The sequence below is a fragment of the Chroococcidiopsis cubana SAG 39.79 genome, assembly GCF_003991895.1.
In the GTDB taxonomy this organism is placed as follows: domain Bacteria; phylum Cyanobacteriota; class Cyanobacteriia; order Cyanobacteriales; family Chroococcidiopsidaceae; genus Chroococcidiopsis; species Chroococcidiopsis thermalis.
In genome coordinates, this window is record NZ_RSCK01000018.1 from 1 (window position 1) to 14,129 (window position 14,129).

Annotated in this window: 17 protein-coding genes and 1 other RNA gene; 7 read left to right on the forward strand and 11 right to left on the reverse strand. The window is 45.5% G+C overall.

The features are described 5' to 3' along the window. Window positions 1–339: 339 nt before the first annotated feature. Both DSM107010_RS13435 and DSM107010_RS13440 read left to right on the forward strand, forming a co-directional pair. Window positions 340–1,074, forward strand: a complete 735-nt coding sequence (locus DSM107010_RS13435; protein WP_015156261.1) for a cytochrome c biogenesis protein CcdA — start codon at window positions 340–342, stop codon at window positions 1,072–1,074. Between the two features lie 65 nt (window positions 1,075–1,139). Further along, entirely contained in the window at window positions 1,140–2,510 is a 1,371-nt protein-coding gene (locus DSM107010_RS13440; protein WP_127023139.1) for a cytochrome c biogenesis protein, read from the forward strand. A 31-nt stretch (window positions 2,511–2,541) separates the two neighbouring features. Here the strand turns inward: DSM107010_RS13440 and DSM107010_RS13445 are convergent, their stop codons facing one another. The 6 genes from DSM107010_RS13445 to DSM107010_RS13470 form a co-directional block, all read right to left on the reverse strand. After that, window positions 2,542–3,039, reverse strand: a complete 498-nt coding sequence (locus DSM107010_RS13445) for a pentapeptide repeat-containing protein (RefSeq protein ID WP_015156263.1) — start codon at window positions 3,037–3,039, stop codon at window positions 2,542–2,544. A 142-nt stretch (window positions 3,040–3,181) separates the two neighbouring features. Continuing rightward, entirely contained in the window at window positions 3,182–3,568 is a 387-nt protein-coding gene (gene queF / locus DSM107010_RS13450; RefSeq protein WP_051033287.1) for a preQ(1) synthase, read from the reverse strand. Window positions 3,569–3,652: 84 nt separating this feature from the next. Further along, window positions 3,653–4,063: a hypothetical protein gene (locus DSM107010_RS13455; protein ID WP_015156265.1), complete on the reverse strand. Its 411-nt coding sequence runs from the start codon at window positions 4,061–4,063 to the stop codon at window positions 3,653–3,655. A gap of 212 nt (window positions 4,064–4,275) precedes the next feature. After that, a complete protein-coding gene (locus DSM107010_RS13460; protein ID WP_041463380.1) occupies window positions 4,276–4,662 on the reverse strand; it encodes a phasin family protein in 387 nt (128 codons plus the stop codon). A gap of 24 nt (window positions 4,663–4,686) precedes the next feature. Next, window positions 4,687–4,783, reverse strand: an RNA gene (gene ffs, locus DSM107010_RS13465) — signal recognition particle sRNA small type. Between the two features lie 154 nt (window positions 4,784–4,937). Continuing rightward, complete coding sequence (locus tag DSM107010_RS13470) at window positions 4,938–5,204, reverse strand: YciI family protein (protein WP_015156267.1); 267 nt, start codon at window positions 5,202–5,204, stop codon at window positions 4,938–4,940. 116 nt (window positions 5,205–5,320) lie between these two features. Between DSM107010_RS13470 and DSM107010_RS13475 the strand changes: the two genes are divergently transcribed. Then, entirely contained in the window at window positions 5,321–5,887 is a 567-nt protein-coding gene (locus DSM107010_RS13475; RefSeq protein WP_106170391.1) for a 2'-5' RNA ligase family protein, read from the forward strand. Here the strand turns inward: DSM107010_RS13475 and DSM107010_RS13480 are convergent. Then, entirely contained in the window at window positions 5,808–6,080 is a 273-nt protein-coding gene (locus tag DSM107010_RS13480) for a hypothetical protein (protein ID WP_127023142.1), read from the reverse strand. The two genes, DSM107010_RS13475 and DSM107010_RS13480, sit on opposite strands and share 80 nt — an antisense overlap. A gap of 21 nt (window positions 6,081–6,101) precedes the next feature. On the opposite strand from DSM107010_RS13480, the gene DSM107010_RS13485 reads away from it, so the two are divergent. Together DSM107010_RS13485 and DSM107010_RS13490 are read left to right on the forward strand one after the other, a co-directional pair. Next, on the forward strand, window positions 6,102–7,451 hold the full coding sequence (locus tag DSM107010_RS13485) for a four-carbon acid sugar kinase family protein (RefSeq protein WP_106166393.1): 1,350 nt from the start codon (window positions 6,102–6,104) through the stop codon (window positions 7,449–7,451). Window positions 7,452–7,491: 40 nt separating this feature from the next. Beyond that, window positions 7,492–7,941, forward strand: coding sequence for a hypothetical protein (locus DSM107010_RS13490; protein WP_015156270.1), 450 nt, complete (start codon window positions 7,492–7,494; stop codon window positions 7,939–7,941). Between the two features lie 126 nt (window positions 7,942–8,067). Here DSM107010_RS13490 and psbA read toward each other — a convergent pair whose 3' ends face one another. Further along, window positions 8,068–9,150 carry a photosystem II q(b) protein gene (psbA, locus tag DSM107010_RS13495; protein WP_015156271.1) on the reverse strand — a complete coding sequence of 361 codons (1,083 nt, stop codon included), beginning with the start codon at window positions 9,148–9,150 and terminating at the stop codon, window positions 8,068–8,070. A gap of 377 nt (window positions 9,151–9,527) precedes the next feature. Between psbA and cofG the strand changes: the two genes are divergently transcribed. Next, window positions 9,528–10,484 (forward strand): 7,8-didemethyl-8-hydroxy-5-deazariboflavin synthase subunit CofG, encoded by a 957-nt coding sequence (cofG, locus tag DSM107010_RS13500; protein WP_106166394.1) that lies wholly within the window; start codon window positions 9,528–9,530, stop codon window positions 10,482–10,484. On the opposite strand, the gene DSM107010_RS38395 is transcribed toward cofG, so the two are convergent. Then, the gene (locus tag DSM107010_RS38395; RefSeq protein WP_158631781.1) at window positions 10,471–10,632 is read right to left on the reverse strand and encodes a hypothetical protein; all 162 of its coding nucleotides are present in this window, start codon (window positions 10,630–10,632) and stop codon (window positions 10,471–10,473) included. The two genes, cofG and DSM107010_RS38395, sit on opposite strands and share 14 nt — an antisense overlap. A 73-nt stretch (window positions 10,633–10,705) precedes the next feature. On the opposite strand from DSM107010_RS38395, the gene hflX reads away from it, so the two are divergent. Next, a complete protein-coding gene (gene hflX, locus DSM107010_RS13505) occupies window positions 10,706–12,487 on the forward strand; it encodes a GTPase HflX (RefSeq protein ID WP_106166395.1) in 1,782 nt (593 codons plus the stop codon). A gap of 32 nt (window positions 12,488–12,519) precedes the next feature. Here the strand turns inward: hflX and DSM107010_RS13510 are convergent, their stop codons facing one another. Next, window positions 12,520–13,248 carry a TIGR04283 family arsenosugar biosynthesis glycosyltransferase gene (locus DSM107010_RS13510; RefSeq protein WP_181246291.1) on the reverse strand — a complete coding sequence of 243 codons (729 nt, stop codon included), beginning with the start codon at window positions 13,246–13,248 and terminating at the stop codon, window positions 12,520–12,522. Next, window positions 13,245–13,874, reverse strand: coding sequence for a TIGR04282 family arsenosugar biosynthesis glycosyltransferase (locus DSM107010_RS13515; RefSeq protein WP_106166396.1), 630 nt, complete (start codon window positions 13,872–13,874; stop codon window positions 13,245–13,247). The genes DSM107010_RS13510 and DSM107010_RS13515 overlap by 4 nt, the downstream gene beginning before the upstream one ends. Between the last annotated feature and the right edge of the window lie 255 nt (window positions 13,875–14,129).

Sequence of the window (14,129 nt, forward strand, 5' to 3'; positions counted from 1 at the left end):
CTAAATCATAACAAGGACGTATTTGCTGCTTACAAGCAGAGTTTAGGCTTTATTTGGGCTTAGAACTTGTTTAAGTCCCGCTAAGGAAGTATTTAGATTTAATTACAATTCGTAAAATAAAATAAATCAGGTCAATTATTCAGCAAAATAGCAAAAGATTCTGACTGTTGTAACTAGATGCATCAAAACTGCAAAAACAATCTAACGATAATCTAAATAATTGCAAAAATTGTGGTACGCTAGCGTTTTTTCCAGTCGGGCGATCGCCTCTAGCGCCAGGAAAAGACATGAATTAAGCTAAAATGCAAGCATAGTCAGCATTCCATCACGTAGCTGTCCATGCTGGAAACCATTCAAACTCAGCTCTACAAACTCGAACAATTTGCCGATCTCTTAGTCGCCGAGCAGTTATCGCATTTGGGCTGGGTCAGCATAGGTATTATCTTTACAGCAGGGTTGCTGACTAGTCTCACACCCTGTATGCTTTCCATGCTGCCCATCACCATCGGTTACATTGGTGGTTATGAAGCTAAAAGTCGCTGGCAAGCCGCAGCTCAATCAACATGGTTTGCGTTGGGATTAGCCACAACTTTAGCAGCCTTGGGAATAGTTGCGGCACTCGTAGGCAAAGTTTACGGTCAAGTTGGGATTGGTCTGCCAATTATTGTTAGCATCATCGCAATTTTGATGGGGCTGAATTTATTAGAAGCCTTACCCATACAACTACCATCGTTTGGGGGGATGGATTGGATTTCTAAAGATTTTCCCCCAGCTGTACGCTCCTATCTCATCGGTCTGACCTTTGGTTTAGTCGCCTCTCCCTGTAGCACCCCAGTGCTAGCAACGCTCCTTGCCTGGGTCACAACTACCCAAAATACCATTCTGGGAGCAGCGTTGTTACTGGCATACACCGCAGGCTACGTAACACCGCTGATCTTAGCTGGTACGTTCACCGCTAGCATTAAGAAGTTGTTAGAGTTGCGGCAGTGGTCGGGGTGGATTACCCCTGTGAGTGGGGCGTTACTGGTAGGATTTGGAGTGTTTTCGCTCTTATCTCGAATTCCACTGAGTTAATAGTTGTTTGTTAATTGTGACAAATGACAAATGACAAATGACAAATAACAAATGACAAACGACAAATGACTTTAGATAATTCTGCGACTAATTCAACACCGCGATCGCATTTAGGTAAATTTCTGCGTGCAGAACTCTTACCCATCCTCACAGATTTACGGTTGGCGATCGTCTTATTATTAGCGATCGCCTTCTTTAGCGCTAGCGGTACGGTAATAGAACAAGGACAATCAATCGAGTTTTACAAAGCTAACTATCCTACAGACCCAGCTTTATTTGGTTTCCTGAGTTGGAAAGTTATCTTAACTATAGGCTTAGACCACGTATATCGTACGTGGTGGTTTTTATCGTTACTGATTCTATTTGCTACCAGCCTCACAGCCTGTAGCTTTACCCGCCAGTTACCCGCTCTTAAAGCTGCTCGTAATTGGAAATTATACGACCAACCCCGCCAGTTTCAGAAATTGGCTTTGAGTGCAGAACTTGACAACGCTTCTCTTTCTTCTCTCACTCAATTGTTACAACAAAAGCGCTACCGTGTCTTTCAAGGCGAACAAAACAACTTATATGCCCGTAAAGGTATTGCAGGAAGAATTGGTCCAATTATCGTTCACATTGGTATTGTCATCATTTTAGCTGGGGCAATTTGGGGAGCGATGACGGGTTTTGTCGCTCAAGAAATGGTTCCTAGTGGTGAAAGCTTTCAAATACGTAACATCATTGATGCTGGTCCACTAGCAGCACCGCAAATTCCCAAAGATTTAGCTTTAAAAGTCAATCGCTTTTGGATCGATTACACTCCGACTGGTAGTATCGACCAATTTTATTCCGATATATCTGCACTCGATCGCCAGGGGCAAGAAGTCAAACGCAAGACTATATTTGTCAACCAACCTTTTCGCTACCGAGGCGTAACTTTTTATCAAACCGACTGGGGAATTGCAGCAATTCGGATTCGGTTTAATAACAGCCCAACCTTGCAGTTACCAATGGCAGCTTTAAATACCAATGGTAACGGTCGTTTGTGGGGAACATGGATTCCTACGAAAACAGATTTGAGTGAGGGCGTTTCTCTGCTAGCAAAAGATTTACAGGGAACGCTATTGATTTATGATGCCAAAGGTCAGTTAGTTGATACCCTGCGGGCGGGAATGGCTACCACTGTCAACGGTGTGACGCTGAGAATTGTCGAGGTGGTTGGCAGTACGGGCTTACAAATTAAAGCTGACCCTGGAATCCCCATTGTCTATGCAGGTTTTGGCTTGTTGATGTTGGGAGTTGTGATGAGTTATGTTTCCCACTCGCAAATTTGGGCTTTAGAAAAAGACGGTCATTTTTACGTTGGTGGCAGAACCAATCGAGCGCAGGTGGCTTTTGAACGAGAAATGCTAGAAATTCTAGACCAACTCACCCAAAAACAGGAGATTAAATTGTAGAGAAGTTTGATAGAAAATCTCTACAAACTTCTTAGGAACATCCCAGAGATTCGCGGGTATCAACTCCGGTAACGGGATTAACCCCACTAGCGTACTCGCACAACTGCACCACTTGTTCTCGATCTAGTACGGCTTCGCTAAAATCTGCACCCGTCACTTTTGCTCCCTTAAAGTTCGATCGCAACATCATGGCTGATGTCAAAATTGCATCGCTCAGGTCTGCTGCTGATAAATCGCTGAGATAGGCAATACCATAGCTGAAGTCAACGCCGTGCAAGTTAGCTTTGCGCAAAACCGCACTATTAAAAACCGCCCCTCGCAAGTCAGCGCTACTAAAATTAGCCTCTGCAAGCTTAGTATTATTAAACTCTGCTCTGACTAAATTTTGACCGGAATAATCTTTAGTCTGAACTTGCACGTCATCGTAGGCTCGGATGGCTGCGGAACTGGCAGCTTGAGCAGGTAAAGGCAAGGTGACAAAGACAAGTAAGGCGATCGCTATTCCCAGAAAATACCGAAATCCACGCATGGCAAGCTAAATGAGTCAGTTACAGAACTGCATCAAAAGTAACATTATTTAACTTTATTTTCTCGATTCTGCGGAAAGATTTTTCTTGCAGGAGCCAGAAGTCAGAATGCGGATTAGATCTACTCCAGGCTCTATCTGGTAATTAAGCAGACTTTTGGTGGTGTACCTCAATAACTGTATGTACGTTACCACGGGGGGCAAAATCACCTTTGATATGGGCTTCTAAAGGATCGCAAGCTGCTACAAAGTCATCGAGAATCTGATTGACGCTCTCTTCGTGAGAAATGTAGCGATCGCGATAGCTATTAATATAAAGTTTAATAGCTTTTAGCTCCACTACCCGTTCGTCAGGGACGTATGTAATGTTAATCGTGGCAAAATCAGGATAGCCAGAAAAAGGACACTTACAGGTAAATTCCGGCAGAGTAATGTGGATCTCGTACCGTCGTCCAATCCGTGGGTTGGGAAATGTAATTAGCTTTCCCTCAGCAATCTGGCGTTCACCGTACTTGATTTCCTCTACTGACATTTCTGCTGCTGACTGTGATGTGAGATCGGGGGAAGGTTTCAAGATTGACTCAAATTTTGGGTTCTTTGTAATACAATATTACACTTAAAACTCAAACTCTTCTGCTTCCCAATCCGGGCAATTGCTATCGTCCCAACCGTAGGGATGCATGGCACAGACCATGAGATTGCCACCATAAACTTGTCCGTGGTAATGCTGGCAACCCATACAAGCGGGATGTTGTTGTGGAGTAGGTTCGACTGAATAAGGAAAAGAGATTTCCGAATCGTCCATCAAGTCATCCAGATGCCAATATGAATCGAGATCCACATCGTCATTTAAATCGGCTAGATATTGCTCGACCTCGGTAACGATCGTATTGTGGAGATGCTCGGAAAACTCTCCCGATAGCTCAAACAGAGTTTCCACAGTTGTCGTCACTTCCAGAAACAACCGTTCTACTTCGTCCACTGCCGTTTCGATCAATTCCAAGAAATCTTTTTGCCACTTTTCCATAGTTTTATGGGGGCGATCCACTCTAGTTGCAGTCTCAATCTTGATGTTTGAATAAAGTTGGATAGCACTTAACTGTCCAATCTATTTCGCAATCTATTTACTTATAGATCTAAAAATTCTATTTTGAACGGTTATTCAAGGCGATCGCAGTTGAATCGAAATAAATATTAATTAACGACCGACAAACTCGTGGGTCATATAATCTAATCTATCTATTCCCGTTGCAGTCGTCTGAGTTCATCTTGCAGTTTTTGTACCTGCTCGCGTAACCGATCTACATTATCATCGCCAGCAGTTTGAGTCGTTGGGGTTGTGGGATTTTCTTCATCATCGGACAGAATTTCAATCCGACGCGGTTCGCTAGAAGCTTTACTCCCATCTACTTCAGTTGGTGGCTGTTGAGCTTGCCTCATCAAGTCATCCACGTACCGCTTTGCTTCATCAGCGGTCATCTCACCCTTCGCTACTAGCTCATCTGCCAGTTTTTGAGCCTGCGATCGCAGTTCTGCTAGCTTACCTGTCGCCTTCTCGCTGGCATAAGAAGCTAATCCAACGCCGAGATAAAACGCTTTTTGCACGATATCCCCTAAACCAGGCATGGCTGCAATTGCTCCCATAAACTAGGCGACTCGGAGACCACGCCTATCACAAGCATCCCGTATTGCTGCTACCTTCCGGTTCTGACAAGGTTTGGGCGTTGAGATCGCGTAGATCCGAGTCTTTTTCATCATAGCAGTTTTTAGTGCGTGGTGAGTGGTAAGTGGTGAAGTGGGCGGTTGCAGAGGTTCCCTCCGCAATTAAGTCGTGTCGTGGTACGTGAAAATACCTCTTGCCAATTACCCATTACCCATTACCAACTACCAACTACCGATTATCATTCAACGACAATCCGCCATTCGTATAGTTCGTATTTAACACAACTAGATTTTACGAGTGGGTCTTGAGCCACAATTGCTTCAGCCTCAGTCATGGAGTTTGCCTGAAACAGCATCATTCCGCCACCCAAACACCCCCAATAACCAGTTTTGGCTTGGTGTCCTCGATCAATTAAATCGCGAACGTAAGCTTTATGGGCGGGTACGTGTTGGTCAAAAATAGTTTTGTCAACTATGCCTTTTTCAATCTTGACAAACCAAGGCATTCACGCTCATCCTCTAAACTTCTAAACTTAAATATGAATATGTAACATTTAGTATTTTCATCTGCGATCGCCAAAATTTTAACTTCACATAACTTTAAAGTACATTTCAAACAACCTTGAATACCGAAACCAGTTTATTCTTTGTTGCTCTACTACCTCCACTAGATATTCAAGACTATGCCACCCAGATTAAACAATATTTTGCCACGCAGTATCACAGCCGCGCCGCCCTAAAATCTCCACCCCACATAACTTTGCAACCTCCGTTTAGGTGGTTAAATGCGAATACACCCGCTTCCGCTTTAGAAGAGTGTTTGCAAGAGTTTGCTCGCGATCGCGCCTCAATTCCAATTACGCTCAATGGTTTTGCAGCGTTCCCTCCGCGCGTAATCTATATAGACGTGGTGCGATCGGCTGAATTACTGGCTTTACAAGCCGATTTGATGGCACAATTAGCAGCAAAATTAGGAATTGTCGATCGCGTATCCAAAACCCGCCCCTTTGCACCCCACATGACGGTAGGGTTTAAAGACTTAAGCAGACAAAACTTTCGCTTAGCATGGCAAGAATTTCAGCCGCGACAACTCTACTTTGAGTTTACAGCTAGCTGTTTAACGCTACTGCGACACGACGGCAAAAAGTGGCAGATTCAATCGGAATTTGGTTTTGGTGGTAATGGGTAATGGGTAATTGGTAGTTGGTAGTTGCGTGGTGCGTGAAGAAGGGGTGTGAATGCGTGAATGCGTGAATGCGTGAATTCTCCCTTGTCCCCCTTGTCTCCCTTGTCCCCCTTGTCCCCCTTGTCCCCCTTGTCCCCTCGTCCCCTTGTCCCTGCTCCCTACTCGTGCGCTCCCTCAAAAAATGAGACAATAACAAGGGCAGTGCTCAATGTCAAACATGGCAACCAAACCGAAAATTATTGTTCTCGATGACGATCCTACAGGCTCTCAAACCGTCCACAGTTGCTTGTTGCTAACGCGGTGGGATGTCGATACTTTGCGGCTGGGGTTGCAAGATGACGCACCAATTTTCTTCGTGCTGACAAATACGCGATCGCTACCTCCTGATAAAGCTGCAACTGTGACTAAGGAAGTCTGCCACAATTTAAAACTAGCTTTGGCAGCGGAGGAAATTGTAGATTTTCTCATCGTCAGTCGTTCTGATTCTACATTACGGGGACATTACCCGATTGAAACTGACGCGATCGCTGACGAACTGGGACCTTTTGACGCGCATTTTCTAGTTCCAGCTTTTTTTGAAGGCGGACGAGTCACCCGCGATAGCGTGCATTACTTAATTGTGGATGGCGTTCCCACTCCAGTTCATGAAACCGAATTTGCGCGCGATTCTGTCTTTGGTTATACATACAGTTATTTACCTGACTATGTGGAAGAGAAAACCAAAGGACGCATTCCCACACTTTCAGTAGAAAGGTTTTTACTCTCAGAGATTCGCAGTGGTACAGATATTACGAATAATTTCTCCACTTTAGAAAGATTAATGCAGCTCCAGGGAAATCGATGCGTTGTCGTTGATGCAGAGACGCAAGACGATCTCAATCGCTTTGCTACCAACGTCCTCAACGCCGCTAGCCAGGGAAAGCGCTTTTTGTTTCGCAGTGCAGCTAGCTTATTGACGGCTTTAGCGGCTCTACCAACTCAACCGGTTCCTGCTGAAGCGATGTCTCGATATGTACGGGGTGGAAAGCCAGGTGCAGTCATCGTTGGTTCTCATGTCAAGAAAACAACTCAACAGTTAGAAAGGTTGCTGCAAGAACCGGATATTGTCGGTATTGAAGTCGATGTAGCTCATTTGTTAGAAGATTCGACAACTCAAAAACACCAATTACGCGATCGCACTTTAGAAAAGATTAACTCCGTTCACAACTCTGGAAAAACTCCAGTTGTTTATACTAGCCGTAAAGAATTAGTCTTTCCAGATATGCAAACTCGCCTGCAATTTGGCGCGGATGTTTCAGCTCTGTTGATGGATATAGTCAAAGGTTTACCGTCAGACATTGGGTTTTTAATTAGCAAGGGTGGAATCACTTCCAACGATGTTTTAAGTGACGGACTCGCCCTGACTTCTGCGCGATTATTGGGGCAAATTTTAGCTGGTTGCTCGATGGTACGCACACCAGTCGATCATCCACAATTTCCTAATCTACCTGTAGTTTTATTTCCTGGGAATGTTGGCAATACCGATGCGTTAGCCACAATTTATCGCCGTCTGGTAACGGTAACTTAAAAGAACGAAGCATTACATCTCAGCGCCAGATTTAGCGACAGTGAAGCGAATTATTCTTTCTCTAGCAGCATTAACTTTTATCGCAGCTGCAATAGCCCTATTGAACGGCTCGATTCTACCCAGAAAGCCTGACGAGGTATCGCGATGTCCGCGCGAAGCCTTGACGAGATCTGATACTAAGAGCGATCGCATACATCCCGAAAAAGTCGTCGTCAGACCCTGGAAAGGTCGGCATCAAGTCTATGCTATTTTTGTACTCCCTGATGACTATGAGATAGACAATGCTGTTGTCGTCAGCATTGAGGGAGAGATGACTTACTGTGCTAGTAAACCCGCCAGAGTTAAAGTAGATGAATTTCAAGGAGTCTATGCCAAACCTGGAGAAGATATATTTGTCGCACGCTTCAGAACTCGAACCGCTAGCTGGCTGATTGCCCAAGGTAAAGTAGAAGCACTAAAACAACCGCACAACTGGAGTTTGAGGAAATAAAAATCGCCTGCTCGTGCGCTCCCTACTCCCTGCTATACAAATAAAAAGCACCCCTCAACTCTGAAAGGCGCTCTTTACATTTATGGAGAGACACGAGCGATCGCATCTCGGCTATTAGCTATTGAATTAACCGTTGATAACAGGAGCGGTTAAGGCAACTGGAGTAGCTTCACCACTAGCCAAGTCGAGTGGGAAGTTATGAGCGTTACGCTCGTGCATCACTTCCATACCCAGGTTAGCGCGGTTGAGTACGTCAGCCCAGGTGTTAACTACGCGACCTTGGGAATCAAGCACAGATTGGTTGAAGTTGAAGCCGTTGAGGTTGAACGCCATGGTGCTGATCCCTAATGCAGTGAACCAGATACCGACGACGGGCCAAGCACCTAAGAAGAAGTGTAAGGAACGGCTGTTATTGAAGGAAGCATATTGGAAGATCAGACGACCGAAGTAGCCGTGTGCGGCAACGATGTTGTAGGTTTCTCCTTCTTGACCGAATTTGTAACCGTAGTTTTGAGATTCGGTTTCGGTAGTTTCGCGTACCAGAGAAGAGGTAACGAGAGAACCGTGCATTGCACAGAATAGAGAACCACCAAATACAGCTGCTACACCTAACTGGTGGAAGGGGTGCATCAGGATGTTGTGTTCGGCTTGGAACACCAACATGAAGTTGAAAGTTCCAGAGATCCCCAGAGGCATTCCATCAGAGAAGGAACCTTGTCCGAGTGGGTAGATTAAGAAAACTGCGGTAGCAGAAGCTAAAGGAGCGCTGTAAGCGACGCAGATCCAAGGGCGCATACCCAGGCGGTAGGACAACTCCCACTGACGACCCATGTAGCAGAAACAACCGATCAAGAAGTGGAAGATTACCAGTTGGTAAGGACCACCGTTGTATAGCCACTCATCTAAAGAAGCAGCTTCCCAGATCGGATAGAAGTGTAAACCGATCGCGTTAGAAGAAGGCACAACTGCACCAGAGATGATGTTGTTGCCGTAAATTAATGAACCTGCAACGGGTTCGCGGATGCCATCAATGTCTACTGGAGGAGCAGCAACGAAAGCAATGATGAAGCAGATGGTAGCGGATAGCAACGTAGGAATCATCAATACACCGAACCAACCTACATAAATGCGGTTTTCAGTGCTGGTGATCCAGTTGCAGAACCGATCCCACAGGCTGGAGCTGCGCTCGCGCTGTAATGTGGTTGTCATAGTTCTATAATTGCTGGTTTGAACTGTTAATGAACTGATAATTAAATTTTAGGCAGTATGTTTACCACCTGTATTGAAGATTAACGTTAGGAATTGATTTTTGTAAAGGTTTTTTAGTTTAATTTTTGTTTTTTCGGCAATGAAAGAGCGAGAATGGCAAATTACAGTAATAGCTACAATTTTTGTAAATTTATATTTAATCGACTGAAGAATTTTTAATTCTTCTTTACATCAAGTTCTCCGGATTGATTGTATCTAAATATAAAAATGAGTATAAATAATTTAATGAAGAAATGTTAATTACAAATTGGTAGTTGGTTATTAGTTGTTGGCTGACTGATAACTGCTGCCTACTCCCTACTCCCTACTCCCTGATTATGACTGGTACTGTCACCTATAGCCCTGCTTATACCTTAGTTCCAACTTACGAATGCTTTAATCGCTGTAGTTACTGCAACTTTCGTACCGCTCCCGGTCAAAGTCCTTGGATGGCATTAGAATCAGCAGCAAAGATTCTGAGGGGACTGCAAAAGCAAGGCGTATGCGAGATCTTGATTTTAAGCGGTGAAGTACATCCGCGATCGCCCCGTCGAGATGCTTGGTTTGAAAGAATTTACCAGTTGTGCGAACTTGCTTTGAAGCTGGGTTTTTTACCCCATACCAATGCTGGACCATTAAGTTTTGCGGAAATGGAACGCCTCAAAAGCGTGAATGTTTCGATGGGATTGATGTTGGAACAATTGACACCAGAATTGTTAAAAACGGTACATCAACATGCACCTAGTAAAATGCCCCAATTGAGATTGCAACAATTAGAATGGGCGGGAAAATTACAGATTCCGTTTACGACTGGGTTATTACTAGGAATAGGAGAAACCAAAACAGATTGGTGGGATACATTAGAGGCGATCGCATCATTACACCAACGTTGGGGACACATTCAAGAAGTCATTTTGCAGCCTCACAGTCCTGGGAGTCAGCAAAGCTTCGACGCACCAGCTTTTAACCCGCATCAACTGCCAGAAGTTATTACTCAAGCCAGAGAAATTTTACCTTCAGATATTACGATTCAAATTCCCCCGAATTTAGTACTAGATCCGCAATGGTTATTAGCCTGTATAGAAGCTGGTGCTAGAGATTTAGGCGGAATTAGTCCTAAAGATGAAGTTAACCCCGATTATCCTCATCTTTCTGCACCAAAATTAATCAAAATTCTAGAACCCGCCGGATGGCAACTCGTACCGCGACTACCTGTATATTCTCAATATGACAACTGGCTGACACCACAGTTGCAAATGGCTGTGAGACAATGGCGACGTATTAGGAAAGGGTAATTGGTAGTTGGTAAGTGGTAGTTGGTAGTTGGTTGTTGGGTGGTGAGTGGTGCGCGATCTGAGGCGAGAGGCAAGAGGCATTTTCTTCCTCAGTTCTCTTCATTCCCTCAGCTCCCTCAGCTCCCTCAGCTCTCTCAGCTCTCTTCACTTCCTCAGCTCTCTTCTCCCCTGCTCCCTTTTTTGTAGAATAGTAATGAAGCACTTAGAGGATAAAAAAGCCTATCGAGACTATCTATGGCAACTTACAGGGTCTAAAGTCTAGCCAACTGAAGCAACTAGCTAAACTTTACCACCAACGCTTACCAGGCGATTGCCTCACTACGCCTGAATTTGCCCAAAGGCTAGCGGCAATTAGTAGCGATATTAACCAGCCAGTCTGTGTTTATATTAACCGTCGCGGACAAGCGATCAGAGTCGGAGTAGGGACACCCAGACAAACTCAAATCCCGCCTTTAGAATTGCCCCGCTACGGTGCAGAAAGACTCAGTGGTATTCGCTGCATTGCCACACAGCTTAAGCCAGAGCCACCAAACGAAGCCGCGCTAACATCAATGGCGCTGCAAAGACTAGATGCATTAGTAACGCTCAACATTACCAGTGCTGGCTTTGAAAAGCGGGGTGGCGGAGTCACGGGATACGTGAAAGAAGCTTATTTGTCACATTTAGTACCCAGCACCAGTATAGAATCTCCACTCCCGTACGGGCGGGATTCTAAACCCGCCCCTACTGACTCCGTACGGGCACACAGCGGTGCGCCCCTACCGACTCTCCAAACCGCTTGGAGCATATCCCCACCTCTAAGTTTAGACAGCCTCACCAAACAAGATTTTCTCGACTTGGTAGAAGGATTAGAAGCGGAGTTCGGACGAGAATTTGTCGGTCAGCAAGTCGATACAGACCGCGATCGCGTGTTATTAGTTGGAGTAGTAACAGATAATGCTGCGGCACGAGAATTTCAAGACCGTTTGGCGGAATTGGGACGCTTAGTAGAAACGGCTGGTGGTGAAGTGTTGCAGGTAGTACAACAAAAACGCCCTCACATTCATCCTCAAACAGTGGTGGGTGCGGGAAAAGTGCAAGAAATTGCCCTCACAGCCCAAACTTTGGGAGCCAACTTGATTGTATTCGATCGCGCTCTTTCTCCCGCCCAAGTGCGTAACTTGGAAATCCAAATTGGGATTAGAGTCGTCGATCGCACTGAAGTTATCTTAGATATCTTTGCCCAACGCGCCCAGTCACGAGCGGGTAAATTGCAAGTCGAACTCGCCCAATTAGAATACATGCTGCCCCGTCTGACGGGTAGAGGTCAAGCCATGTCTCGATTGGGTGGTGGGATTGGAACTCGCGGTCCTGGGGAAACAAAATTAGAAACTGAACGACGGGCAATTAGTCGTCGTATATCACGACTGCAACAAGAAGTCAACCAACTCCAAGCTCATCGATCGCGACTGCGTCAACAGCGCCAACACCAAGAAGTCCCCTCAATCGCCTTAGTTGGTTATACCAATGCTGGTAAATCGACATTGTTAAATGCTTTAACAAATGCTGAAGTCTATACTGCCGACCAGCTATTTGCTACCCTCGACCCGACGACACGCCGTCTAGTCATTACGGATGCGGATACAGGTACGCCGCAAGAGATTGTCCTGACAGATACAGTAGGATTCATTCACGAACTACCCGCATCGCTAATGGATGCTTTTCGGGCAACATTAGAAGAAGTGACGGAAGCCGATGCTTTACTCCACGTCGTGGACTTATCCCATCCAGCTTGGCAAAGTCAAATCCGTGCCGTGATGGGCATCTTGTCAGAAATGCCCGTTACTCCAGGTCCAATTTTATTGGCACTGAATAAAATTGACCAAGCCGATAGCGATACTCTAGCGCTGGCGCAATCTGAATTTCCTCAAGCTGTCTTTATTTCCGCCGAAAACCGTTTGGGTTTGGAAACCCTGCGACAACGGTTGCTTCAGTTAGCTAAATACGCGGTGACAACTGTGTAATTAGTTGACAGTCACCTGTCAACTGTCAACTGTCAACTACTAACTTTTCCACGATACCAAGCGGCAATCTTTTTAGGTGAAACGCCTAACAAATAAGCAATAATTGCAATTTGATTTTTGAGTGTAGTTTGGCAAACACCTTGTTTGAGCCAGCGACGGGGAGAGGTAATGACGGGTGCAGGCAGAATAACGATGCGTCCATTGCGTTTTAAGCGTCGCACCAGTTCAAAATCTTCCATCATTGGTAAATCGGGGAATTGACCCAACTGATGAAATAAAGACGATCTTAAAAAAATAGCTTGATCGCCGTAAGGCATTTGCAGAAGTCGCGATCGCCAATTGACTCCCCATTCAATCAACCGCAAGCTACTTAAAGGCGAATCAATTTGTAAGCGAAAAGCTCCCGCGATCGCGTGAGGTTTAACCAGTGCAGCCCGTACCATCACATCAAACCCAAGTGGTAGAAGCGTATCGGCATGGAGAAACAGGAGAATTTCCCCTGTTGCTGTGGCTGCACCCAGATTCATTTGTTTAGCACGTCCTTTAGGAATAGACAACACTTTTGCGCCCCAACCAGATGCGATCGCCACAGTATCATCTTGGCTGCCACCATCCGCGACGATAACTTCTACATTTGTCCCTGTTTGCGTGCTAGCTAAAGTTTTTTCAATTGGGCGTGCTTCATTCACCGCTGGAATAATAATCGAAATTCTTTCTTCCTTGTCTCCCTTGTCTCCCCCCTCTCCCTTGTCTCCCCTCACGATCTCTGCTCCCAAATATACAGATCTTCAGGGCGATCGACATCTGGTAGTTGGGGTAAGTAAGCAACAGATAAATTTAACCGTTTGGCGATCGCAACTGTTTGAGGCAAGACTTCAGGCGATCCCCAATTAATCCTGACAAATAACTCTGGAATAAAACGACGCAGACCGAGTAGATAGTAACCGCCATCGACAGCCGGACCAAGAACGAGATCGTTAGCCCACTGTAACTGGTTAAAAGCTTCTGCTAGTATCTCTACATTTAACCCAGGACAATCAGTGCCGATAATTACAGCACAGTCAGCACCATCATGAAATGTAGTGGCAAGCGATCGCGCCATGCGAGTCCCGAGATCTCCCTCTCCTTGGACTGTATAAATTAAGTCATTTCCCAACCACCGCATCATCAAATTTGAGTTTCCACCAGCAAAACAAACTTCTACCCTGACAGAACGTTGTGCTTGCAGTCGCTTCACCTGCGTCAGGGTATGCTCGGTCATCTGGCGATGTAATAAAGCTGCTTTTTCCGCACCTAAAGCTGGGATCAGTCTTGTTTTTGTCTTCCCTGGTTCAGGGTAGCGGGTGAAAATAATTAAACTTTCTCGGATAATTCTAGTAGCGTTCACAAAACAAAACTTTACAGTTATCAGTTATCAGTTGTCAGCGAACAGGGTATGGGGAATTGGTAGTTGGTAGTTTTTCTCCCCCAGCTTCCCCAGCTCCCTCAGTTCCCGATCGCTCCGCGACTCTCTCTTCTCTCCCTTGTCCCCCTTGTCCCCCTTGTCCCCCTGCTCCCTGCTCGTCCCTGCTCCCGATCGCTGGGCGACTCTCTCTTCCTCCAGCCCCTAGCCCCTAGCCCCTAGCCCCTTGTAAAATGTAAC